Source organism: Brevundimonas sp., from assembly GCF_035999125.1.
Taxonomy (GTDB): Bacteria; Pseudomonadota; Alphaproteobacteria; order Caulobacterales; family Caulobacteraceae; genus Brevundimonas.
In genome coordinates this window covers 115,626-139,281 of record NZ_DASYGX010000016.1, presented here as the reverse complement: position 1 = coordinate 139,281, position 23,656 = coordinate 115,626, and the positions used below count along the sequence as shown (strand labels likewise).

Below are 23,656 nucleotides of genomic sequence, written 5' to 3'. Positions count from 1 at the left end.
GATGCGCCTCCGGACCGGGTCTTACTTCGCCAGTTCGGCGTCGATGGCGGCCGACAGGCCTTCGACCGAGCGGTCGGCCACGACCGTGCCGTTGACCATGAAGGTCGGGGTGCCGGTCACGCCCGCCGCCTGGCCGGCGCGGATTCGCTCCTCCATCTGGGCGATGGCGGCCTCGTCGGTGACGCAGGTCAGATACTCTTCCTGACTGAAGCCCAAGCCGGTGCGGATGCGCTGCAGCGTCTCGGCGAAGCCCGGCTGGCCGGGCGTCAGGCCCGGATGGCTGGCCAGCATGTCGTCGACGACCTTGAAATAGTCTTCGCTGTTGCCCGACTTGGCGGCAGCGCAGCGGCCCAGCAGGAAGCCGGCCACGGCCACGTCCTGCGGGGGGGTCGGGAACTCGCGGAAGACGAAGCGGATCTGATTGGTGTCGACGTATTTCGACTTGATCTGCGGCCAGACGTCCCGCTGCCAGGCGGCGCAGCCGACGCAGGTGACCGAGGCGTATTCGACCACGGTGACCTTGGCGCCTTCGGCGGCGCCCTTGGCCATGTCGCCCTCGGCCGCGCCCGCGCCCCCGCCCGATCCTCCGCACGCCGACAGGGCCATGGCGGCCAGAGCCGCGCCGGTGATGGCCGCCCGGCGGCTCATGGCGGCGAAGCGGAAGGAGGAGCGCGAGGTCATGGCGGGGTTCCCGTGATGCGGACGAGGATCGTCGCGCGATTCCCGACGAAGCGCGCGACCCGACCATGTCGAGAACAGGTGCGGCGAAGTTTTGTCAACGGCGAACGGCGGCGTCCGGGGTTTCCCTCCCCGTCAGAGAAGGGTGGCTGATGCGCAGCATCGGACGGGTGGGAGGGCCGCAGCGACCATGGCGCAGGTCCGAGGGTCGATCGCCCGGCCCTTCCCACCCTGTCGTCGCTGCGCGCCGACATCCCTCCCCTGATGGGGAATGAGAGGCGTTGCGCTAGACTCTGACCGCGCGACCCAGCTTGGCGAGCGCCTCTGCCAGAGGGCCGGAGGCGGCGGCCACCGACGCCTTCAGTTCGGCCTCCTCGCCGGCGCTCAGCGGCGGCGGGCCTTTCGGGCGGGCGGGACGGGCGGTCGGTTCGGGCAGGGGGGGCACAGGGCCCTGGGCGATGCGCAGCTTCTCGACCGAGCCGGCGCCTAGGAACAGGTTCACCTTGCCCAGGATCTCTTCCGCCTGGTGCTGGACCAGCAGGGCGGCGGCGCCGGCGACGCGCAGCTCGAGCACGCCGCCCTTGCCGTCGCGGCCGCGGCTCAGCTTTTGCGGGCGGCAGACGCGGGCCAGCCGTTCGCCGACGATCTCGCGCCAGCGGGGCTCCAGCGCGCCGGCGCCGCGGCCGAACCGCTGGTCCATCTCCTTGATGAAGTCCTGCAAGGCCCGGCCGGCGCGGGGCGCGGGCCTGGGCGCCGGGCGCGTGCGGCGCCGCGCCAGAATCTCGCGCGCTTCGGCATCGGTCGGCAGGGGACGGCGCATGCCGCTTCATACCCGTCATCGCCGGGCTTGTCCCGGCGATCCATGAAAACGGTCGGTGACTCCGATCCTGGATGGCCGGGACAAGCCCGGCCATGACGGGATATGGGGGAGGAGATGACTGGCCTGCGCCGCGCCTTGCTGGACTGGTACGACGCCCATGCGCGCACCCTGCCGTGGCGGGCGCCGCCGGGCTCGACTGAGGCGATCGATCCCTATCGGGTCTGGCTGTCTGAAGTGATGCTGCAGCAGACCACGACGGTGCACGCCGCCCCCTATTTCGAGGCCTTCACCCGGCGTTGGCCGACCGTCTCCGATCTGGCGGCCGCCGACGACGCGGACGTCATGAGCGCCTGGGCCGGGCTCGGCTACTACGCCCGCGCCCGCAACCTGCTGGCCTGCGCGCGGGCGGTGGCGCGGGAGCACGGCGGCGTCTTTCCGGACACGGAGGAGGGACTGCGCGCCCTGCCGGGGCTGGGGCCCTACACGGCGGCGGCGGTCGCCGCCATCGCCTTCGGCCGCGCGACGAACGTGGTGGACGGCAACGTGGAGCGGGTCATGTCCCGGCTGTTCGTGGTGGAGACGCCGCTGCCCGCCGCCCGACCGGAACTGCGGAGCCTCGCGGCCTCTCTGGTCGCCGACGATCGACCCGGCGACTGGGCCCAGGCGCTGATGGACCTCGGCGCGACGGTGTGCCGCCCCCGCTCGCCGGATTGCCCCCGCTGCCCGGTGTCAGGGTGGTGCGCGGGTCTCGCTTCGGAGGCGCCGGAGCGGTTTCCGGTCAAGGCGGCGAAGGCGGCCAAGCCGGAGCGAACGGGCGTCGTCTGGGTGGCGCTGGACGCGACGGGCCGCGTCGGGCTGGTGCGCCGGCCGGACAAGGGGTTGCTGGGCGGCATGCTGGGCTTGCCCACCGCCGGCTGGGGCGGGGGAGAGGACGCGCCGCCGGGCTCTGGGCCGTGGCGCGACGCGGGGTCGGTGGCCCACGTCTTCACCCACTTCAGTCTGACGCTGGAGGTGCAGGTGGGGCGGGACGGGGGCGACCTGATCTGGACCGAGGCTGAGGCGGCGCGGGCCGTTTTGCCGACGGTGTTCAGGAAAGCCCTGGAGCGAGCGCTGGTCTGACCTTGCTGGACGCCGTCCTAGACGGCGGCCAGACTGCCTAATCCTTCAGTTTCAGCGTGCCATGATGATCGACCAGGAAGAGACCCGTTCCAAGCGGACTGTGCGAAAACGTGCCGATGAGATCAAGCCGTTCCGCTGCAAGAACCTCATAGCCGTCATCGAAGACCCTGCGGACATCGGCAACATCGGCACGGTGATCAGGAACGTTAATGCCCTGGGCGTCGAGAAAGTCTACGTCGTAGATCCGCGCAAAACCCTTCCTGACGAATGGCAGGATCTTCGTGAAAACCGCGTCATGTCCAAGACGTCCGTATCGGCCGTGAAGTGGACCTTCGTGCGGCGGTTCGACAGCACGGACGAGTGCTTCGACTACCTGGAGAGCAAGAATTTCAGGTCGATCGTCACCTCGCCTCATGTGAAAGGCAAGGCCAGCATCTATCTCCACGAGGGTGACTTTACGACCCACGCCAAGCTGGCCGTGTGGTTTGGCAGCGAGAACACGGGCATCAGCGACCGCGCCGTGGAACGCGCGGAAATGTGCGTCTCCGTCCCGATGTTCGGCATGGTCGAAAGCCTGAATCTGGGCACCAGTTCGGGTATCGTTCTGTACGAGGTGGCAAAGCAGCGCCGGGAGTATCAGAGCCAGTATCGCAAGCGGAACCAGCGCAGCGCCCGGGAGGAGCCGCTGCCCACCGTCTTGCCGCCGCGCGAAGGGCGATGAGCGTCAGCGGGCACTTCGGACCCGCACGTCGCCGACCTTGTTGCGGCTGGTGACGACCGTATGGTCGTCCAGGCGGCGGAAGGCGAGGTCGAGCGTGGCGTCGCCCACCTTCAGGTTCCAGACGTTCAGCCGCTCGATGCCCGGTGGCAGGACGGGATCGTCCACGTCGACGCGGCCGTCGAAGGCGTCGATGGACACGCCCAGCGCGGCCTGGAGCATCAGGAAGACCGAACCCGCCGCCCAGGCCTGGGGCAGGCAGGCGACGGGATAGGCGATGGGCGGCTCGCCCGTCTGGCGCTCGAAGCCGCAGAACAGTTCGGGCAGGCGCAGGTGGAAATGGGCGGCGGCGGCGTAGATCTCGCTGAGCAGCAGGGCCACGGCGTGGCGTTCGCCGTACTGGGCCATGCCGGCGGCGCACAGCGAGGTGTCGTGCGGCCAGACCGAGCCGTTGTGGTAGCTCATCGGATTGAACCGCGCCTGACCGGTCGCCAGGGTTCGCACGCCCCAGCCGGAGCGGAAGCGGGCGCTCATCAGCTGTTTCGTCACGGCGTGGGCGCGCACTTTCGAAGGCAGGCCGCAGAACAGCAGGTGGCCCGGATTGGAACCGATGGCCCGGCACGGCGCCCCCGCGCCGTCGAGGGCGATCGCGTAGAATCCCAGGTCCTCCTGCCAGAAGGCCTTCTCGACCCGGGTCCGCAGGGCTTCGGCGCGGTCGTGCCATCGCGTGGCGTCCGGCAGGCCCAGCAACTGCGACAGGTCGGCCAGGGCCCGGAAGGCGGCGAAGGCGTAGCCCTGAACCTCGACAAGAGCGACCGGCCCGTCCGGGAAGCGGCCGTCGGCGTGGAAAATGGAGTCGAAACTGTCCTTCCAGCCCTGGTTCGACAGGCCCGTCTCGGCGGCGCGGGCGTAGCGGACGAAGCCGTCGCCGGTCATGTCCGCCGGGCCGGTGATCCAGCCCGCGGCCGCGATCAGGTTCGGCCAGATGGCGCGGATCAGGTTTAGGTCGCCGGTGCGCCGGGCATAGGCGCCGGCCAGGGCCACGAACAGGCAGGTGGTGTCGACCCCGCCGTAGTAGAGGCCGAACGGCACCTCTCCCAAGGCGCTCATCTCGCCGCGCCGGGTTTCGTGCATGATCTTGCCGGGCTCGGCGTCCTGAAAGGCCGAGCGCTCGGTCGCCTGACGCGCGGCCAGATAGGTCAGCACGCCCTTGGCCAGGCTGGGGTCCAGCCACAGCATCTGCCAGGCCGTGATGATGCCGTCGCGACCGAACGGCGTCGAGAACCAGGGCGTTCCCGCATAGGGATAGGGCCCGGTCGACAGGTCGGTGGTCAGCAGCGCCACGTCGGCGCGGCTCTGGTCCAGCCAGTCGTTGAAGCGCGGACTGCGCGGGCCGCGCACCGAGGCGCCGCGGCGGCGCTTGGACCGCATGGCCAACCGGGCCTGCATCGCGTTGCGGCGGAAGCGGTCCTCCGACGGGGTGTCGCAGGCCACGGCGCCGCATTCCAGGAACAGATCGACCGTGCGTCCTGTGCGCAGGGTCAGCATGAAGTCTGCGCGTGCGTCGGTCATGCGGTGCGGCGGCTCGGAGAAGGACAGGCAGGCCGTCCGCGTCACCGCATCCAGGCCGTCGTAGGCGAACCGCGCGTGGCGGCCGTCGGTCCGGATGGGCCGCATGCGGCCCATCTTCTCCCGCGCGGTGCCGCGCACCTGGAATATGTCGACGAAGTCGGCGGCGTAGTCGACCTCCAGCGGCAGCATGACGTCCTCGCCGCCGTGATTGGTCACGCGGACGCGCTCGAACAGGCGGCGGTCGTGCAGGAACCGCCGCCGCTCGATGTGCAGGATGCCGGCCGGGGCGGTTCGTCCGCCCATCGGCGGCAGGGGCCGGTTGGTGCCGTGGAAGGTGAAGAAGACGTTGTCCTGGCTGACGCCCGACGAAAGCCGGGAAGGGCGACGCCCGCCCAGGGTCAGGACCAGCCGCGACAGGATGCGCGTGTCGTCGTCGAACAGGCCGTCGGCCCCGGACCGCACGTCGCCGAAGGCGTCGGCCACCAGGAAGGCGTCGCCGGACTTCAGCGCCTGAAGCTGCTCCACCGGCTCCGGCTCGCCGGCGTCGAGGGCGGTCGTCTGTACCGAATAGGCGTCGTCCATGGGCTTCCCGACTGCTGGCGCGAGCGGCGCGTCTTCACCGCACAATGCGGAGGTCGTGAGGCGACCTTCGACAGAATGCGGCGAAGCTTGGTCGGTTTCAGGCCGTCGCCAGCATTTCGGGCGCGACGGCGCCGTTCAGCATGAAGGCGTCGGGCGCGGGCACGGGCTTGCCGAACGGACGGCGCGCCAGCAACTCGCCGTAGACGTCCAGATAGCGCCGCGCCATCGCCGTCGCCGACCAGCGCAGCTCGAACCGGGCGCGGATGGCGTCGCGGTCCAGCAGATGGGCGCGACCCGCGGCCGACACCGCATCCTCCATCGTGTCGACGATGAAGCCCGTGGCGCCGTCCTCGATCACCTCGGGCGTCGAGCCGCAGCGGAAGGCGATCACCGGCGTGCCGCAGGCCATGGCCTCGATCATCACCAGGCCGAAGGGCTCGGGCCAGTCGATGGGGAACAGCAGCGCCTCGGCCCCGCCGAGAAAGGCCGACTTCTGGTGATCGCCGATCTCGCCGACGAACTCGACCAGCGGGTTGGCGTCGACCATCGGCTTGATGACCGTCTCCCAATAGACCTTGTCGGCGGCGTCGACCTTGGCCGCGATCTTGAGCGGGCGGCCCAGGCGCGTCGCGATCTCGATGGCGCGGTCTGGGCGCTTCTCCGGCGAGATGCGGCCCAAGAAGGCGAAATAGCCCTGGCTCTGCGGCGAATGCACGTACAGCTCGGACGGCATGCCGTGGTGAACGGTCGCGGCATAGTTGGCGAACGGCAGGGGCCGACGCTGGTCATCCGAGATCGACACCAGCGAAAACTCGTTCCAGCGCGAATAGACGCCGGGCAGATCCTTCAGATCCAACCGCCCGTGCAGGGTCGTCACCGTCTTGTCCGCGCATTTCGAAAAGAACGGGAAATGGATCATGTCGGTGTGGAAGTGGATCAGGTCGAACTGATCGGCGCGGGCCAGCACCTCCGACAGCAGGGTCATGTGCGCCGCCAGATCGGACTTCAGCGGCGCGGGGTCCAGACGTATGGCCTGATCGCGCACGGGCACCAGGCGCGCCTTCGTCTCCGCGTCGGCCGAGGCGAACAGGGTGACGTCATGACCCAGATCGACCAGGGCGTCGGTCAGGTGCGCCACCACGCGCTCCGTTCCGCCGTACAGCCTGGGCGGCACGGCTTCGTACAGAGGGGTGACCTGGGCGATCTTCATGATGGGGGCGTCCGGAGCGCGGAAATGCGGCGCTGCAATAAGGCGCGAAAGGGCCTCCGCGTTCCCGGGCGCGGGATCACTTTTTCGGTCGAGAGTTCAGCCGCTTATGGCGAAGCTGCTATATCGGCTGGCCGTCATTGCATCCCGGCGCGGATCTCGGCCCTCAGAGCGTCGATCGGCTTCAGGCCCTGGTCGGTCTTGAAGCGCCAGTAGGTCCAGCCGTTGCAGGCCGGGGCGTTCTCCATCAGGGCGCCCAGCTTGTGGATCGAGCCGGTCAGTGAGCCGGCGATCAGGGAGCCGTCGGCCCGCACGCGCGCCTCGCGCTCGCCTTTTGGGCAATACAGCCGGTCGCCCGGCCGCAGCAGGCCGGCCTCGACCAAGGCGCCGAACGGCACCTTGGGCTCCTGCTTCTTGGAGCCCATCACGGCCAGGTCCTCCGGCGCGGCGGGCACCACGGCGGCGATGCGGTCCTCGGCGACCTTCGCGTAGGTCGGATCGCGCTCGATGCCGATCCAGCGGCGCCCCAGGCGCCTGGCGGCCGCTCCGGTGGTGCCGGTGCCGAAGAAGGGGTCCAGGATCACCTCGCCGGGCTTCGACGCCGCCAGAAGGACGCGGTGCAGCAGCGCTTCGGGCTTCTGGGTCGGATGCGCCTTCTTGCCGTCCTCGCCCTTGATGCGCTCCTCGCCGGTGCACAGGGCCAGTGTCCAGTCGGACCGCATCTGGACGTCCTCGTTGAAAGCCTTCAGCGCGTCGTAGTTGAAAGTGTAGCGCTTCTGGTCCCGCGACCGCGCGGCCCAGATCAGGGTCTCGTGCGCATTGGTGAAGCGCGTGCCCTTGAAGTTCGGCATGGGATTGGACTTGCGCCACACCACGTCGTTCAGCACCCAGAACCCCAGGTCCTGGATCGCCGTGCCCAGGCGGAAGACGTTGTGATAGCTGCCGATCACCCAGATCGTGCCCTCGGGCTTCAGCACGCGGCGGCACTCGGTCATCCAGGCGCGCGTGAAGGCGTCATAGGCGGCGAAGTCCGAGAACTTGTCCCAGTCGTCGTCGACGGCGTCGACCTTCGAATTGTCCGGCCGCAACAGGTCGCCGCCCAGCTGCAGGTTATAGGGCGGGTCGGCGAAGACCATGTCGACCGACGCGTCCGGCAGGGTCCGCAGCACCGCCAGGCAATCGCCGCGCAGGACCTGATCGACGGGAAGTTCGGACATGACGGCCCCGGAAGGAAACTGAGCCGTCAGTCCTGAATCATCACGGTTAAGGCGGGGTTTAGCCTCAGCGCAGAGTCGCGAAGTAGCCGGCCACGGAGGTGCGCACGGCGCGGGAGCCGCGGCGATCCACCGGCATGTTCGACTGGAAGGTCGGGTCGCACGCGGTCTTCAGCGCGAAATCGTCCATGGATCCGTCCGCCGGCGCCGCAGCGGCCTCCGCCGGGGCCTCCATCTCATGGATCAGGGTCTCGCCCTCGTAGAACTGCATCCGCAGGGCGCGGCGCGTGCCGGCGGCGCAATCGTATTGCGTCAGGACGGCCACCCCGTTCCAGGCGCCGTCCGGGCCTGGCCGCATCTGTTTGGTGAAGGTCCACGTCCACGCTTCGAACGGCGAGGTCGGCGCGCGACCGTCGTCCGGAACCTCGACGAAACCGAGCGCTTCTCCGGTTTCGGCCGTCGGCTTCAGCGGCGCCTGACGGTCCATGGCCCAGCCGGACGCATCGGACGCCACCTCGCTCCAGAACCGCTGCACCTGGCGACGGACCCCCCGCGCGCCGTTCGGGTATACGGCGGATTCGGGCTGGAACGTCGGCTCACAGACGGTCCGCAGGGCGGCGGCCTCGGGAGAGCCCGCAACCGGCCGGGCCGGCGCTTCGTCGTGGCCCGTGTCGTTCACCGCCACCTCGCCCAGATAGAACTCGTACCTGAGGCGCTGACGCGTGCCGGCGCGGCAGTCGAACCGGGTGAGGACGGCGCTGGCGTCGAAGCGGGCGGCGCCCGACAGCTGCGGCGCCCGCATGAAGGTCCAGACCCAGGAGTCGAAGGGCGCGGTCGGCGCCTGCCCGCCGGGCGCGATCTGGGCCAGGGTCACGAACTCATCCGTGTCGCCCACGACCTTCAGCGGCACGCGCTGGTCGATGGCGAAGACCTGGGCGGAGGCGGGCGCGGCGAACAGGGCGGCGAGGGCGGCGAGGGCAATGAGACGCATGGAAGTCCCCGGATGGCGTGATGCGACCAGAGGTAGCTGAAATGGGCCGCCGGTCCAGCGGGCCCGGCCTGACCGGACCTGATCGTCAGGCCGGGACGACGGGAAGCCAGATCTCGACGCCGCCGCCGGACGGGTCGAAGTCGGGGCCGTAGCGTTCGAAGTCGGGCGTGGCTCCGTCCCTCCAGACGCCGTTGGCGGCCAGCCAGCCGTGGGCGGCCTGGATCGTCTCGCGGATGGCTTCGATCGGGCCGGGGTGGACGAAGACCGCATAATGCGCCTGCGGCACGCGCATGCGGCCCCATTTCTGGTCCAGATCGTCGAAGGTCCCGACCTCCACCGCCGGCATATAGACGAAGGTCTCGGCCGCCATGTCGACGCCGAACATGGCGCCGTAGCTGAAATCGCCCACCTCGCCCGGGACGGGTCGATCGGCGGTGAAGGCGGCCCAGTCGCGGGGAATTTCCTCATGGGCGGTCCGGAAGGGGTAGGTCGCCTTGCGGCCGGCCAGCAGCATGGGCCGGTGATCCTGAAAGCGGTCGGGTTCGCGCATGGGGACGCCTCGTTTCCGGGTGATGCAATCCTGCACGTCCCTTGCTAAGGCGCCAGCATGATCGCCCGCCTTCGTCCCGTCCCGTTCCAGCTCGGCCCCGTCCACTTCGTCGGCATCGGCGGCATCGGCATGAGCGGCATCGCCGAGATCATGCTGAAGATCGGCTATCAGGTGCAGGGCTCGGACGCGAAACACAGCGCCAACACCGAGCGGTTGGAGAAGCTGGGCGCGCGCGTCTTCATCGGCCACGATGCGGAGAACGTCGGCGAGGGCGTCTCGGCCGTGGTGCATTCCACGGCGGTGAAGGCCGACAATCCGGAGATGCGGGCCGCGCGCGAGCGGCGCATCCCCGTGGTGCGCCGCGCCGAGATGCTGGCCGAGCTGATGCGGCTGCAGTTCTCGATCGCGGTCGGCGGCACGCACGGCAAGACCACGACCACCAGCATGGTGGCGGCCATCCTGGATGCCGGGGGGCTGGACCCGACGGTGGTCAACGGCGGGATCATCAACGCCTACGGCACCAACGCCAAGGTCGGCGATGGCGACTGGATCGTGGTCGAGGCCGACGAAAGCGACGGCAGCTTCCTGCGCCTGAAGTCGACGGTGGCCATCGTCACCAACATCGACCCGGAGCACCTGGATCACTGGGGCGACTTCGAGGGCGTGCGCAAGGCGTTCTGCGACTTCGTGGAGAACATCCCCTTCTACGGTTTCGCCGCGGTGTGCCTGGACCATCCGGAGGTGCAGCGGCTTGTCGCCTCGATCGACAACCGGCGGCTGGTCACCTACGGCCTGAACCCGCAGGCCATGGTGCGCGCCGACGCCTGCGACATGGGCCCGGACGGCTGCCGCTTCGACGTGCTGATCCAGCGGCCGGGCGTCGCCGCGCTGGACGAGCCGGAGCGGATCGAGGCCCTGCACCTGCCGATGGCGGGCTGGCACAACGTCTCGAACGCCTTGGCCGCGATCGCCGTCGCGCTGGAGCTCGACGTGTCGCACGAGGCGATCCGCGAGGGTCTGGCCGGCTTCGGCGGGGTCAAGCGTCGGTTCACCACCACCGGCGTCGTCAACGGGGTGCGCGTGGTCGACGACTACGGTCACCACCCGGTCGAGATCGCCGCCGTGCTGAAGGCCGCGCGGCAGGTGGCGAACCGGGGCGAGGACTCCGGCCGCGTGATCGCCGTGGTCCAGCCGCACCGCTATACCCGCCTGAGGGACCTGATGGAGGACTTCTCCACCTGCTTCAGCGACGCCGATGCGGTCATCGTGGCCGACGTCTATCCGGCGGGCGAACAGCCTCTTGAGGGCATCGACAAGCACGCCCTGGTCGACGGCATCCGCCGCTTCGGCCACCGCTCGGTGCAGGTGCTGGAGGGGCCGGACGCGTTGGCCGGCGTAATCGGAGCCGAGGCGAAGCCGGGCGACCTAGTCGTCCTGCTGGGCGCCGGCGACATCACCCAGTGGGCCTACGCCCTGCCCGGACAGCTGGCGGCCTTGTCCTGAGGTACGGCTTGCTTGTCGGCTTAAGCGGTATATAATCGTCGCATATCTAAATATACCAGAGGGCTGTCATGGCTCTGTATGTGAAGGACGCCGAAGTCGATCGGATGGCCGAACGCCTGAGCCGCATCGGCCGGATCAGCAAGACCGAGGCGGTCCGTCGCGCCCTTCGTCGCGAACTTGAGCACGTTGAGGCGCCGTCCGAGTTCGTGGAGCGAGGTTTGGCGTTCACCCGCGCCCTGATCGCACGGGGAAATCCTGAACATGGCCAGCCCGTGGACAAGGCTTGGGTCGACAGCCTTTATGAGGACTCCTGATGTTCGTGGACGCTTCGGCGCTCACGGCCATCCTGACCGACGAGGACGATGCCGCCGAGCTTTACGCGCGGATGGAGGCCTACCCGCGCCGAGTCACTTCCCCCATGGCCGTGTGGGAAGCGACGTTGGCCGTCACCCGCCGCCTCAAGCTGGAGCTAGGTGAAAGTGAGGCGTCCGTTGAGGCGTTTCTTCAGGCCTTCGGCATCGAAGTTCTTGCCGTTCCGGCGGAGGCGCGACGCGAAGCGCTCTCGGCCCATGCCCGCTTCGGCAAGGGTCGCCATCCGGCCGCACTGAACTTCGGCGACTGCTTCGCCTACGCCTGCGCCCGGCACGCTCGAGCCCCCATGCTCTACAAGGGCAGTGACTTCCCTCGAACCGACATCGAAGCCGCATGACGCCGACCGACCTTCCTCCCGTCCGCGGCAAGCTGCTGCTCAACGAGCTGCTGGGGCCCTACACTTGGTTCCGCGTGGGCGGGGCGGCGGACGCGCTGTTCATTCCGGCGGACGCCGAGGATCTGGCCGACTTTCTGAAGGCCCTGGACCCCGCCCTGCCCGTGACGGTGCTGGGCGTCGGCTCGAACGTGATCGTCCGCGACGGCGGGGTCGAGGGCGTGGTGATCCGCTTGGCTGGCCGGGCTTGGGGTCAGGTGACGGCGGACGGCCCGACCATCACGGCAGGCGCGGGCGCGCTCGACGCCATGGTGGCGAAGGCCAGTGCGAAGGCGGGGATCGCGGGCCTTGAGTTCTACGCCGGCATTCCCGGCACGATCGGCGGCGCCTTGACCATGAACGCCGGCTGCTACGGCGCGGAGACGAAGGACGTGCTGGTCTCGGCCTGGGGGCTGACCCGGCGCGGCGAGCGGGTCGACTATTCGCTCGCCGACTTCGGCTACACCTATCGACACTCGGTCGTCCCGGAGAACGAGATCATCTGGGTCGAGGCGACCTTCCGCGGCACGCCGGACGCGCCGGAGGCCGTGCAGGCGCGCATCGACGAAATCACCAGCCGGCGCGAGCAGACCCAGCCGATCCGCGAGAAGACCGGCGGCTCGACTTTCAAGAATCCGCCCGGCCATTCCTCGTGGAAGCTGGTCGACGAGGCGGGCTGGCGCGGGAAACTGCACGCCGTCACGGGCGGCGGGGCCAAGTTCAGCGAGCTGCATTCCAATTTCATGATCAATCCCGGCGAGGCGACCGCGGCGGACATCGAGGGCCTGGGCGAGGCCGTGCGCGCCGACGTGCTGGCCAAGACGGGCGTCCAGCTGGACTGGGAGATCAAGCGCATCGGGCGGCAGGGCTGACCCGAGCTGGATTCACGGAATCTTCGGCTCGGTAAACCGGGCGTAAACCAAGCCGGGTCGAAACAGGCGCTTCGCCCGCGCCCGAGTGTTCCGCCATGTCCCGCAATCCCGCCGACACCCACGTCGCCGTCCTTATGGGCGGGCTGTCGTCCGAGCGTGAGGTGTCGCTGGTTTCCGGCCGGGAATGCGCCGCCGCCCTGCGCCGCGCGGGCTTCCAGGTCACCGAGGTCGTCGCCGGCCGCGACCTTTCGAACGTGCTGTCGGGGCTGATCCGGCCCGACGTCGTCTTCAACGCCCTGCATGGGGAGTGGGGCGAGGACGGCTGTGTCCAGGGCATCCTTGAAACGCTCCAGATCCCCTACACCCACTCCGGCGTCCTGCCGTCCGCGCTCACCATGGACAAGGACAAGTCCAAGGCGGTGTTGAAGGCCGCGGGCGTGCCGGTGCCGGGCGGCGGCCTGTTCGACCGGCGCGCGGTCGGGGCCGGCCACGTGATCCCGCCCCCCTATGTGATCAAGCCGAACGCCGAGGGGTCGTCGGTCGGCGTCCATCTGGTGCGCGAGGGCGACGCTCCGGTGGCAGAGGTCGGCGCCGACGGCTGGACCTGGGGCGAGCAGGTGATGGTCGAGCCCTTCATCGCCGGCAAGGAGCTGTGCGTCACCGTGCTGGATGAGGCCTCGGGCCCCCGCGCCCTGACGGTCACCGACATCACGCCGGCCAAGGGATTCTACGACTACGAGGCGAAGTATGCGCCCGGCGGCTCGACGCATCAGCTGCCGGCCGATCTGCCGCCGTCGGTGTTCGAGGCCTGCCTGCGGCAGGCGGAGAAGGCGCACGCGGCGCTGGGCTGTCGGGGGGTGACCCGGGCCGACTTTCGTTATGACGGCGTTAAGGACGATCTGGTCCTTCTGGAGGTCAACACCCAGCCCGGCATGACGCCGACCTCGCTCGTTCCCGAGCAGGCCGCGTACGTCGGGATCGGGTTCGAAGACCTTGTGACCTGGATGGTGGAGGACGCCTCATGCCCGCGGTAGTTCGCGGCGGTCGGCGGCAGGAAGGGCGTGGCGGCGGCCGGAGCGGCGCGCCGCGCGGACCCGCGCCCAAGCGTGGGCGCGGACAAGGATCGGCCGGCGGCGTCCCGGGCAAGCTGGCGGCCATCGGACGGCTGGACCTCTCGCCGCGCGCGGTGGTGATCTCCATCGCGGCCGGCGTGGCCGTGCTGGCGCTCGTCATGGCGACGGGCTCGCGGGCCGAGAAGCTGGGCGAGGCCGCTTCCGGCGCCTACGGCGACGCGACCGCGGCGATGGGACTCAAGCTCAAGCGCGTGCGGATCGAGGGCGCCAGCGAGGCCGTGCGGCCCCAGGTGCAGGCGGCGCTGGACCTGACGCTGGATGCGCCGATGACGACGCTGGATCTGGACGCGGTCGCGGACCGCGTGCGCACCGTCGGCTGGGTGCGGGACGTGCGGGTGGTGCGTCTGTATCCCGATCTGCTGATGGTGCAGGTCGCCGAGCACGACCGTCTGGCCGTCTGGCAGGACGGAGAGCGGGCCTGGGTCATCGACGGCTCGGGCCGACCGATTCCCGGCGCCGACGCCGGCGCCCACGCCGAGCTGCCGCTGGTGGTGGGGCAGGGCGCGGACGTCGCCGCCCCGTCCATCCTGCCGCTGATCGCCGAACGTCCGAGACTGGCCGCGCGGGTCGACGCCCTGATCCGGGTGGACGAGCGCCGCTGGGACGTGCGGCTGAAGGACGGCGCGCTGATCCGTTTGCCGGCGCAGGACGAGGAGGCGGCCCTGATCGCGCTGGACGGCCTGGACGCCCGGCGCGGTCTGTTCGAGCGCGGCTTCGATCTGGTGGATATGCGCACGGCGGGCGCGGTGGTGGTTCGCGACGGCGCGGCGGGGGCCGTTCCGTCGGAAGAGGGAGCGTCGGGTGCGTCCGCGTAAGGGTCTGGAACTCGAGGGAACGGCCGGCCGCGCGCCGGTGACGGCGGCGCTGGACCTGGGCCAGTCGAAGGTCGCCTGCTTCATCATGAAGCCCGAGGGCGCGCGCCACGCCGACCGCACGGTCCGCGTCGCCGGCTTCGGCCATGTGCAGTCGCGCGGGGTGCAGGGCGGCGCTCTGATCAACATGGAGGAGGCGGCCCAGGCCGTGTGCCGCGCCGTCGAACGCGCCGAAAGGGCCGCCGCCTCGCCGGTGTCGGGCGTGGTGGTGACCACCTCGATCGGTCAGATGCGCAGCCGCCGGGTGCAGACCCGCGTGTCGCTGGGCGCCCATCCGGTGGGCGACGCCGATCTGGCGCGGGCCATCGCCCTGGCGCTGGACGAGATCCACATGCCGGACCGCCGGCCGATCCACGTCATGCCGGTGGCCTGGTCGGTCGACGGCGCACGCGGCCTGCGCGACCCGCGCAACATGAAGGGCCGCACGCTGGGGCTGGACCTGCTGGTCGTGTCGATGGCCGAGGCGACCTTCGCGGCGCTGAGCCACTGCATGGAGCTGGCGCACCTCGATCTGCAAGGCGTGGTGGCCGCCCCGCTGGCGTCGTCGCTGGCCGCGCTGGAAGAAGACGAGATGGACCTGGGCTGCGTGTGCGTCGACATGGGTGCGGGCGTGACCTCGGCGGCGGTGTGGGGCGGGCGCAGCCTGCTGCACGTCGACGGCCTGAACGTCGGCGGCGACCATGTGACGGCGGACGTCGCACGGGGCCTGTCGACGTCGCGTGCCGGGGCCGAGCGGCTGAAGACGTTGCACGGCTCGGCCATGGCGTCGGCGAACGAGGACCGTGAGATGCTGGAGGCCCCGCAGCGGGGCGAGGATCCGGACGCCGCCACGGTGCACGTGCCGCGCGCCATGCTGAAGACCGTGATCGCCCCGCGCGTGGAAGAGACGCTGGAGCTGATCCGCGACCGACTTAAGGCCGCCGGCGTGGGCCCTGAGCCGGGGGCCGGGGTGGTCCTGACCGGTGGGGCCAGCCAGTTGAACGGGGTGCGCGAGCTGGCTCTGAGGGTGTTCGACCGTCCGGTCCGCCTGGCCCGTCCGTTCCGCGCGCCTCACCTGGCGGACGCCGCTTCGGGGCCGGCGTTTTGCGCCGCCGCCGGCGTGCTGCTGCGCGCCGCCTACGGTCCGCGCGAGTCGGTCTCCGCCCGCAAACTGATGGCGCGGCGCATCGGCGCAGGCGACGCACCGCGCGCTCAGGCCGTGGGGTTCACTGCGCGCGTCGCCGGCTGGCTCCGCGACAACTTGTGAAGCGCCACGCCGCGAATGCGGGAAAGTTTCGCTCCCGTGGCGAGAGTGTGTCCGGATTGTAACATCCCGCGGGCTCAATGGTCATGTTCGGGCCACAAACCCTTGTGGTGCGGTTCGTTGCTGCTAGCGTGATCGATGGGGACGCAGCCTGCGGGAGCAGGTGCGCGTCGTTGCATTCTCATTGCTGATTGGGGCCAGACTCATGCTGTTGAAGCGCAAGCATCTCTTCGGAACGACGATCCTCGCGGGCGTCATGGCTATCGCGGCGGCTCCGGCCTACGCGCAGGACGCTCAAGACCCGGAAGTCACCGAGGTCGAGGAAATCGTCGTCACCGGTTCGCGCATCCGCCGCGACCCGGCCACGGCCCCCACGCCGCTGATCCAGGTCAATCGTGAGGAACTGCTGACCACCGGTCAGTCGACCGTGATCGACTACCTGGCCACCATCCCGGCCCTGTCGAACTCGGTCGTTCCGTCGGACACGACCGGTTCGAACCTTAACGACGGCGGTCTGTCGCTGCCGAACCTGCGCTCGCTGGGCACCGGCCGCACTCTGACGCTGGTCGACGGTCGCCGCCACGTGGGCGCCGCCCAGGGCAGCCTGTCGGTCGACATCGACTCCATCCCCCGCCTGCTGATCGAGAACATCGAGATCGTCACCGGCGGCGCCTCGTCGGTGTACGGCGCGGACGCCGTCTCGGGCGTGCTGAACTTCATTCTGCGCGACGATTTCGAAGGCCTCGAGATCGACGGCAACCTGGGCATGATCAACCAGAACGGCGAGCTGACCCGCCGCATCTCGGTTCTGGCCGGCGCCAACTTCCTCGACGACCGCCTGAACTTCTACGTCCACGGCGAATACGAGAAGCTGGACGAGGTCACGACGCTTGACGTCGACTGGCTGCGTGACGCCTGGGTTCTGGCCGGCACCGACGCCGACCCGGCCGCCACGCCGAACGACGGCATTCTGGACGCCGGCATCTTCTCGGGCGTGCGCACCCTGTCGCGTCCGCGCTGGGGTCAGACCACCCTGGCCAACAACCAGCCGGGCAGCGCCCTTAACGATCCGGACATCGCTTACGCCACCTGCTTGGCCCCGGCGACGACGGCCAACATCACCAACGCCAACTGCTACAACCTCGCCCCCGGCTCGACCTGGGTGTTCGACGGCCCGACCGCGCGTCTGGCCGACTTCGGCACCCGCGTCGGCTCGACGGGCCTGAACCGCACGCTGAACGTCAACGGCGACGGTGAAAACCCGAACTTCTTCGGCCAGGAATCGCGCGTTCCGCAGTCGGAATCCAAGCGCTTCCAGGTGGGCTCGACCTTCGACGTCCTGTCGAACGTCTCGCTCTACGCCGAGGCCAAGTACATCGAGGAAGACACCTTCGACGTCTCGCAGCCGACCTTCTTCGACGTCTTCCTGCTGGGCACCGGTCAGGAAACCTACACGGCCGCCCAGTCGAACGTGGTTCGTTCGACGTCGCAGTTCGACCTGCGGATCGCCGACAATGCCTTCCTGCCGGCCAACCTGCGCGCCGCGATCAACGCCAACACGGCGATCACCTACGCGCCGCCGACCGCGACGGCTCCGTCTGTGGCCGGCGCTCCGGTTTCCATTCCGCGCGCCCGCCACGCCATGTTCGGCCCGCAGCGGACCCAGGACAACCACCGCGAGATCGAGCGTTACGTCGCGGCCCTGACCGGCAACTTCGACCGCTTCCTGTTCGTCGACAACATCGACTGGGAACTCTCCTACGTCCGCGGTGAGGCCCGCAACCAGAACATCGAGCGCGGCGTCGACGTGATGCGCTTCGCCTACGGCGCCGACGCCGTGGTCGACACCGCCGGCGCCGTCAACGGCCGTCCGGGCGAGGTCGTCTGCCGCATCCGCCTGCTGGCCGCCACCGGCACGCCGTTGATCTCCGACCGCCTGCGCGGCGGCGATCTGCGGGCCACGGTGGAAGGCCGCCGTGAGCTGAACGAGTGCCAGCCGCTGAACGTCTTCGGCGCCGGCAACCAGTCGCAAGCTGCGCTCGACTACGTGGATGCGGCGATTTTCGTGGCCCACACCAACGAGCAGGAGCAGGGCTTGGCCGTCGTTTCCGGCCAGCTGTGGGACTTCTTCGGCGCCGGCCCGATCGGCGTCGCCCTGGGCGCCGAATACCGTCGTGAATACGCCGAAGGCGTCGGCCGCTCGGCCTCCACCGGCAACCGCCTGCTGTTCCTGAACACCGGCGCGGACTTCCCGGGCGCGGAGTATGAGTCGGAAGAACTGTTCGCCGAACTCTCGCTGCCGCTGCTGCGGGACTCGTGGCTGGGCCAGTACGCCGAGCTGTCTGGCTCTTACCGCACCGCCGACTACACCACGGTGGGCGAGCAGGACGTCTACGGCATCAACTTCGTCTACCGTCCGATCGAGGACATCGCGTTCAAGACCAGCTTCAACACCTCGATCCGCGTGCCGAACCTGGCCGAGAACTTCTCTCCGTTCTCCCAGACCTTCGCCAACGGCTTCGTCGACCCCTGCGCCACCGCCAACATCGTGGGCCAGACCAACACGGAGATCCGCAACAACCGGATCGCCAACTGCTCGGCTCTGCTGTCGCAGTACAACACGGCGAACGGCACGACGCTGGCCTATGACTTCGCCGGCGCCACTGCGACCAACGTCGACGACTTCGTTCCGGTCTACACCTCGGGCATCGCCGGCGTGAACGGCGGCAACCCGTTCCTGCAGCCGGAAGAGTCCGAGTCCTTCACCTTCTCGACGGTCCTCACGCCCCGGTTCTTCCCGGACCTGACGATCATCCTCGACTACTACGAGATCGAGCTTGAGAACGTGATCGCGGCCGTGACGGCCCAGGCGGCGGCCAACAACTGCGTGAACGGGACCACCCTGAACAGCGCGGCCTGCGCCACCATCTTCCGTCGTGACCCGACCGCCGGCCGCCAGTTCTACGTCGGCGCTCCGGCTGGCGACCCGATCGGCGGCTTCATCCAGGGCTCGATCAACTACGCGGCCCTGACCACCCGCGGCCTGGACTTCACCGTCCGCTATGGCCTGGACCTGGAAGAGGCCTTCGGTCTCGCCTGGGGCCGTTTGGACTACTCCGTCGGCGGCCTGTGGCTGATCGAGCAGGAGCAGTTCCTGAACTCGGCGGATCCGACGGACGGAACGGAGCTGTCCTCGGGCGTCTTCTTCCCGCGGGTTCGTCTGACGTCGTCGCTGACCTACACGCCGAACGACACCTGGAGCGTGAACTGGACCATGGACTGGCAGACCGCCCAGGACATCGTCTCGCCGCGCGACTTCCTGAACAACCTGGACAGCCGTCCGTACGACACGATCGACACCGGCGACTTCGCCCGTCACGACTTCACGGTCCGCTACAACGTGACCGACGAGCTGACGGCCCGCCTCGGCGTCACCAACGCCTTCGACGCAGAGCAGAAGCCCTACCTCGGCTTCGCGTCGAACTTCGACCCGTACGGCACCCGCTTCTTCTTCGGGTTCAACTACCGTCCGTACTGATCGGTCCGGACACCGTCGAAACGGGAAGGGCGGCTCGAAAGAGCCGCCCTTTCTGCATTTCCGCCCTTGCCGCGCTTGGCCTTCGCGCGACTCGCGCTAAGCGGAGTAACACTCCGTTAACGGCTCGGGGTGTTTCCTTAACGCGCTCATAACCAATGCGAATCGGCGGGGATCGCTTGGCGGGTCGGGCAGGGTCCAAGAGGTCGGAAGAAACAACATGTCGCTGTCGCTGGTGCGCCCCCAAGCCACGGAACTGAAGCCCCGGATCGTCGTCTTCGGCGTCGGCGGCGCCGGCGGGAACGCCGTCAACAACATGATCGACGCCGGTCTGGAAGGCGTCGAGTTCGTGGTGGCCAACACCGACGCCCAGCACCTGGGCTTCGCCAAGACCGACCGCCGCATCCAGTTGGGCGAGACGATCACCCAAGGCCTGGGCGCCGGCGCCCACCCCGAAGTCGGCATGAACGCCGCCGAGGAATCCGCCGAGACGATCGCCGGGCACCTGGAAGGCGCCCACATGGTCTTCATCACCGCCGGCATGGGCGGCGGCACCGGCACCGGTGCGGCGCCGGTCATCGCCAAGGCGGCGCGCGACCGCGGCATCCTGACCGTCGGCGTCGTCACCAAGCCCTTCACCTTCGAAGGCCGCCACCGCATGCGTCTGGCCGACGCCGGCATCGCCGAGCTTCAGCGCTACGTCGACACCCTGATCGTCATTCCGAACCAGAACCTGTTCCGCGTCGCCAACGAGCGCACGACCTTCGCCGACGCCTTCGGCATGGCCGATCAGGTGCTGCATTCGGGCGTGCGGTCGATCACCGACCTGATGATCCTGCCGGGCCTGATCAACCTGGATTTCGCCGACGTGCGCGCCGTCATGTCCGAGATGGGCAAGGCCATGATGGGCACGGGCGAGGCGGCGGGCGAGGACCGCGCCCTGCAGGCCGCCCAGAACGCCATCGCCAACCCCCTGCTGGACGAGACCAGCCTGAAGGGCGCCAAGGCCGTGCTGGTGAACATCACCGGCGGCATGGACATGACCCTGCTGGAGGTCGACGAGGCCGCCAACGCCATCTCGGCCGAGGTGGACGCCGACGCCAACATCATCTTCGGCGCCGCCTTCGACCCGGCCCTGGACGGCAAGATCCGCGTCTCGGTCGTGGCCACCGGCATGGACGAGGCGATCAAGCAGACCATCGAACCCACCGCCGCTCGCGGCGGTCTGGGCCTGGGCCGCGTCCAGCCGGTTCAGCCGCCGCGCATGGAGGCCCCGGCCCCGCGCGTCGAGCCGCGTCCCGAGCCGATCATCCGCCCGGCCGAGCCGCGCCGCGAGCCCGTCGTCCCGACCTTCGCCGCCGCTCCGGTTCCCCAGCCGGCGCCCGTCGCCCGTGAGGAGGCTCCCCGCGAGCTGGAGCCCATCGTCGATCCGTGGGTGGAGGAGTACGAGGCCCGCCCCGCCGTGGCCCAGGCCGCGCCGGTCGCCGCCGTCGCCCAGGGCGATCTGTACATGGACGCGGCCGCTCCGCAGGCCCGACCGGAGCCCCAGCCCGAACCGCAGGCCCGCGACGAGGACGACTGGGACGACCGCGATCACCACCGCAAGTCGGGCTGGAGCCTGTTCGGCAAGAAGCGCGCCCAGCCCCAGACCTCGAGCTACGGCGCTCCGACCCGCACGACCTCGCAGTACGCCGACGCGCCGACCCGCGGCGCTGTGGCGATGCAGCCGGCCTATGAGCCCGAGCCGGAAAGCGACGACGACCTGCAGATCCCGTCGTTCCTGCGGCGACTGGCGAACTGACGCCGATCAGCAAGGCAGTAGGCAATAGGCAGTAGGGCCGTCCGAAAGGGCGGCCCTTTTCGCGTTCGTGATCCCGCGCTCCCTACTGCCTGACGCCTACCGCCTACCGCCTTCCCTCCCGAAACAATCCGAAACCGGACTTTGGTTACCGGCTGGACCCGCTTCGACTAGGAAGGCTTGGGGCGAAATTCCGCACGCAGAGGCGGTGTCGCGCAGTCGAAGAGAAACCTGGTGGCGGTCGTCGAGGACCATAGCGAAAAGACCCTGGTGGGCCCCGCGATCATCGCGGGCGTGGGCGTGCACACCGGCCGTCGCGTGCGCCTGGCCGTGCGTCCCGCGCCGACCGGGACCGGCATCGTCTTCGTCCGCACCGACGTGTCCGACGTGGACAACCGCATCCCCGTGTCGGGCGAGGCGGTCGTCGACGCCCGCCTGAACACCATGATCGCCAATGCGGCGGGTACTTCCCTGTCGACCATCGAGCATCTGATGGCGGCGTTCGCTGCGCTGGGCGTGTCGAACGCGGTCGTGGAGGTCGACGGGCCGGAACTGCCCATCCTCGACGGCTCGGCCCTGCCGTTCGTCCAGCTGCTGGACCGCGCGGGCTTCCGCCGCCAGCCGCGCGCCGTGCGCTACGTCGAAATCCTGGAGCCTGTGCGGGTGACTGACGGCGACAAGTCGGCCGCGCTCCTGCCTTGCGACCGCTACGAGATGCGGTTCGAGATCGACTTCCCGTCCAAGGTCATCGGCAATCAGGTCGTCGATTTCGTCGTGAACGAAGAGACGTTCCGCCGCGACATCATGGCTGCCCGCACCTTCGGCTTCGCGCACGAGGTCGAGGCCCTGCGTCAGGCCGGCCTGGCCCGTGGCGGTTCGCTGGAGAACGCGGTCGTCATCGACGGCGACCAGATCCTGAACCCCGGCGGTCTGCGCATGGACCGCGAGTTCGTGAAGCACAAGGCGCTGGACGCCATCGGCGACCTGTACGTGCTCGGCGCGCCGATCCTGGGCCGGTACGAGGGCGTGAAGGCGGGCCACGCCATCAACAACAAACTGGTCCGCGCCCTTCTGGCCGCACCCCACGCCTGGCGCGAGGTCGAACGCGTGCCGGAACTGGCGATGGCGGGATAAGGATCACCTCTCCGCGCGCGAAGGCGCGTGGGGAGGACAGACGCTCGCAGAGCGTCAGGAGGGGGCGACGCCGACCTCACGCATGGCCGACAGCATCAGTTACATCCGGGCCAAGGCCATGCGGAGGCGGATGACGCCGCCGGAGGCCCGCTTCTGGAGCGCGGTCCGCGCCGGCCGGCTGAACGGCCTGAAGTGGAAGCGACAGCACCCGATCGGACCTTACATCCTGGATTTCTACTGCGCGGTCGCCTCATTGGCTTTGGAGATCGACGGAGCGTTTCATGACGATCCGGCGCAGGCCGCTCACGACCAAAGGCGGACGGCTTGGCTTCAGGCTAGGGGTCTGCGCGTGATCCGTGTCGCGGCTACGGACGTGCGGGACGATCTGGAAGGTGTTCTGGACTTCGTCTTGCGAGTGGTTCGGGCACGACGGGCCGCGACGGAGCCGCCCCCTCCTGGCCGCTGACGCGGCCTGTCCTCCCCACGCGCCTTCGCGCGCGGAGAGGTGATCGACCGTCCTCACCCCAACCTGATCGCGCTCAGCATCCGCCCGAAATCCGGCTCGCCGTTCAGGAAGGCGTGGCGGTTGGAATAGAAGCGGCCGGCGTCCGCGCGCGTGTCGTGGCCGGTCCAGGCGGCCTCGCCGACGTCGGCCTGTTCCAGCCGCCACAGGACGAAGCCGGGCAGGTCGAACAGGCGGCGGTCCTCGCGGGCGCCGAGGCGGAAGAATCGCCCGCTGCCGGGGGCCTCGACCAGGAACCGGCGCTCGAACGCCTCGTCCACCTCATAGCTGTCCTGCGCGATGCAGGGGCCGACCACGGCGACGATGCGGGCCGGGTCGGAGCCGGCCGCCGTCATCAGGTCGACGGTGGACTGGATCACGCCGCCCAGTGCGCCCTTCCACCCCGCGTGGGTGGCGGCGACGACTCCGGCGACCGGATCGGCCAGCAAGACCGGGGCGCAGTCGGCGGTCAGGACGCCGCAGATGACGCCGGGCGTGCTCGTGACCACGGCGTCCGCCTTCGGCCGATCGGCGGGCCAGCCGGTCTGCGCCAGAACGGCGACGGCCGAGTGGATCTGATACGGCCCCGCCAGATCGTCAGGCTGGCCGCCCAGCGCGCGAGCCACCCTGCCGCGGTTCTGGCGGACCTTGTCCGGATCGTCCGACGAGCCCAGGCCGCAGTTCAGGCCTTCATAGATGCCCGTCGAGACCCCGCCTTCGCGCGTGAAGAAGCCGTGCCGGACGCCGGCCCGGTCGAGCAGGGGGTGGGTGATGGCCGGCGGCGTCGACATGTCTTGATCGTGCTCCGATGACCGCCGTGGGTCGTCTGCGACCGTAGCTGACGCAGGCGTCCGCCAGAATGCCTTGC

General features: G+C 69.5%; 21 protein-coding genes. 13 read left to right on the top strand and 8 right to left on the bottom strand.

Annotation, left to right across the window (positions count from 1 at the left end; genetic code table 11):
- Positions 1 to 21: 21 nt before the first annotated feature.
- A complete protein-coding gene (locus VGN45_RS13780) occupies positions 22 to 681 on the bottom strand; it encodes a thioredoxin domain-containing protein (RefSeq protein WP_327463440.1) in 660 nt (219 codons plus the stop codon).
- 283 nt (positions 682 to 964) lie between these two features.
- On the bottom strand, positions 965 to 1,498 hold the full coding sequence (locus tag VGN45_RS13775) for a DUF721 domain-containing protein (protein WP_327463438.1): 534 nt from the start codon (positions 1,496 to 1,498) through the stop codon (positions 965 to 967).
- Positions 1,499 to 1,612: 114 nt separating this feature from the next.
- On the opposite strand from VGN45_RS13775, the gene mutY reads away from it, so the two are divergent.
- Both mutY and VGN45_RS13765 read left to right on the top strand, forming a co-directional pair.
- Positions 1,613 to 2,617, top strand: coding sequence for an A/G-specific adenine glycosylase (gene mutY, locus VGN45_RS13770; protein ID WP_327463436.1), 1,005 nt, complete (start codon positions 1,613 to 1,615; stop codon positions 2,615 to 2,617).
- A gap of 61 nt (positions 2,618 to 2,678) precedes the next feature.
- On the top strand, positions 2,679 to 3,338 hold the full coding sequence (locus tag VGN45_RS13765; RefSeq protein ID WP_327463434.1) for an RNA methyltransferase: 660 nt from the start codon (positions 2,679 to 2,681) through the stop codon (positions 3,336 to 3,338).
- Between the two features lie 3 nt (positions 3,339 to 3,341).
- Here VGN45_RS13765 and VGN45_RS13760 read toward each other — a convergent pair whose 3' ends face one another.
- The 5 genes from VGN45_RS13760 to VGN45_RS13740 all read right to left on the bottom strand — a co-directional run bounded on the left by VGN45_RS13760 (position 3,342) and on the right by VGN45_RS13740 (position 9,451).
- Positions 3,342 to 5,489: an amylo-alpha-1,6-glucosidase gene (locus VGN45_RS13760; protein WP_327463432.1), complete on the bottom strand. Its 2,148-nt coding sequence runs from the start codon at positions 5,487 to 5,489 to the stop codon at positions 3,342 to 3,344.
- A 97-nt stretch (positions 5,490 to 5,586) separates the two neighbouring features.
- Entirely contained in the window at positions 5,587 to 6,699 is a 1,113-nt protein-coding gene (locus VGN45_RS13755; RefSeq protein ID WP_327463430.1) for a glycosyltransferase family 4 protein, read from the bottom strand.
- A 134-nt stretch (positions 6,700 to 6,833) separates the two neighbouring features.
- A complete protein-coding gene (locus tag VGN45_RS13750) occupies positions 6,834 to 7,913 on the bottom strand; it encodes a site-specific DNA-methyltransferase (protein WP_327463428.1) in 1,080 nt (359 codons plus the stop codon).
- 64 nt (positions 7,914 to 7,977) lie between these two features.
- Entirely contained in the window at positions 7,978 to 8,901 is a 924-nt protein-coding gene (locus VGN45_RS13745) for a hypothetical protein (protein WP_327463426.1), read from the bottom strand.
- An 85-nt stretch (positions 8,902 to 8,986) separates the two neighbouring features.
- Positions 8,987 to 9,451, bottom strand: coding sequence for a GyrI-like domain-containing protein (locus VGN45_RS13740; RefSeq protein WP_327463425.1), 465 nt, complete (start codon positions 9,449 to 9,451; stop codon positions 8,987 to 8,989).
- A gap of 57 nt (positions 9,452 to 9,508) precedes the next feature.
- Here VGN45_RS13740 and murC point away from each other — a divergent pair, with 57 nt between their 5' ends.
- The 11 genes from murC (at position 9,509) to VGN45_RS13685 (ending at position 22,752) form a co-directional block, all read left to right on the top strand.
- A complete protein-coding gene (gene murC / locus VGN45_RS13735; RefSeq protein WP_327463424.1) occupies positions 9,509 to 10,954 on the top strand; it encodes a UDP-N-acetylmuramate--L-alanine ligase in 1,446 nt (481 codons plus the stop codon).
- Positions 10,955 to 11,022: 68 nt separating this feature from the next.
- Positions 11,023 to 11,268, top strand: a complete 246-nt coding sequence (locus VGN45_RS13730) for a type II toxin-antitoxin system VapB family antitoxin (RefSeq protein WP_327463423.1) — start codon at positions 11,023 to 11,025, stop codon at positions 11,266 to 11,268.
- A complete protein-coding gene (locus tag VGN45_RS13725; RefSeq protein ID WP_327463422.1) occupies positions 11,268 to 11,663 on the top strand; it encodes a type II toxin-antitoxin system VapC family toxin in 396 nt (131 codons plus the stop codon). Before VGN45_RS13730 ends, VGN45_RS13725 begins: the two co-directional genes overlap by 1 nt.
- Complete coding sequence (murB, locus tag VGN45_RS13720; RefSeq protein WP_327463421.1) at positions 11,660 to 12,571, top strand: UDP-N-acetylmuramate dehydrogenase; 912 nt, start codon at positions 11,660 to 11,662, stop codon at positions 12,569 to 12,571. The genes VGN45_RS13725 and murB overlap by 4 nt, the downstream gene beginning before the upstream one ends.
- Before the next feature lie 95 nt (positions 12,572 to 12,666).
- Positions 12,667 to 13,605, top strand: coding sequence for a D-alanine--D-alanine ligase (locus VGN45_RS13715; protein ID WP_327463420.1), 939 nt, complete (start codon positions 12,667 to 12,669; stop codon positions 13,603 to 13,605).
- Entirely contained in the window at positions 13,593 to 14,519 is a 927-nt protein-coding gene (locus tag VGN45_RS13710) for a cell division protein FtsQ/DivIB (RefSeq protein WP_327463419.1), read from the top strand. Before VGN45_RS13715 ends, VGN45_RS13710 begins: the two co-directional genes overlap by 13 nt.
- Positions 14,506 to 15,822 carry a cell division protein FtsA gene (gene ftsA, locus VGN45_RS13705; RefSeq protein ID WP_327463418.1) on the top strand — a complete coding sequence of 439 codons (1,317 nt, stop codon included), beginning with the start codon at positions 14,506 to 14,508 and terminating at the stop codon, positions 15,820 to 15,822. The genes VGN45_RS13710 and ftsA overlap by 14 nt, the downstream gene beginning before the upstream one ends.
- Before the next feature lie 202 nt (positions 15,823 to 16,024).
- Positions 16,025 to 19,357, top strand: coding sequence for a TonB-dependent receptor domain-containing protein (locus tag VGN45_RS13700; protein ID WP_327463417.1), 3,333 nt, complete (start codon positions 16,025 to 16,027; stop codon positions 19,355 to 19,357).
- Between the two features lie 217 nt (positions 19,358 to 19,574).
- Positions 19,575 to 21,155, top strand: coding sequence for a cell division protein FtsZ (ftsZ, locus tag VGN45_RS13695; RefSeq protein WP_327463416.1), 1,581 nt, complete (start codon positions 19,575 to 19,577; stop codon positions 21,153 to 21,155).
- A 231-nt stretch (positions 21,156 to 21,386) separates the two neighbouring features.
- Positions 21,387 to 22,286, top strand: coding sequence for a UDP-3-O-acyl-N-acetylglucosamine deacetylase (lpxC, locus tag VGN45_RS13690; protein WP_327463415.1), 900 nt, complete (start codon positions 21,387 to 21,389; stop codon positions 22,284 to 22,286).
- Positions 22,287 to 22,368: 82 nt separating this feature from the next.
- Entirely contained in the window at positions 22,369 to 22,752 is a 384-nt protein-coding gene (locus VGN45_RS13685; protein ID WP_327463414.1) for an endonuclease domain-containing protein, read from the top strand.
- A 53-nt stretch (positions 22,753 to 22,805) separates the two neighbouring features.
- On the opposite strand, the gene VGN45_RS13680 is transcribed toward VGN45_RS13685, so the two are convergent.
- On the bottom strand, positions 22,806 to 23,579 hold the full coding sequence (locus VGN45_RS13680) for a polyphenol oxidase family protein (RefSeq protein ID WP_327463412.1): 774 nt from the start codon (positions 23,577 to 23,579) through the stop codon (positions 22,806 to 22,808).
- Between the last annotated feature and the right edge of the window lie 77 nt (positions 23,580 to 23,656).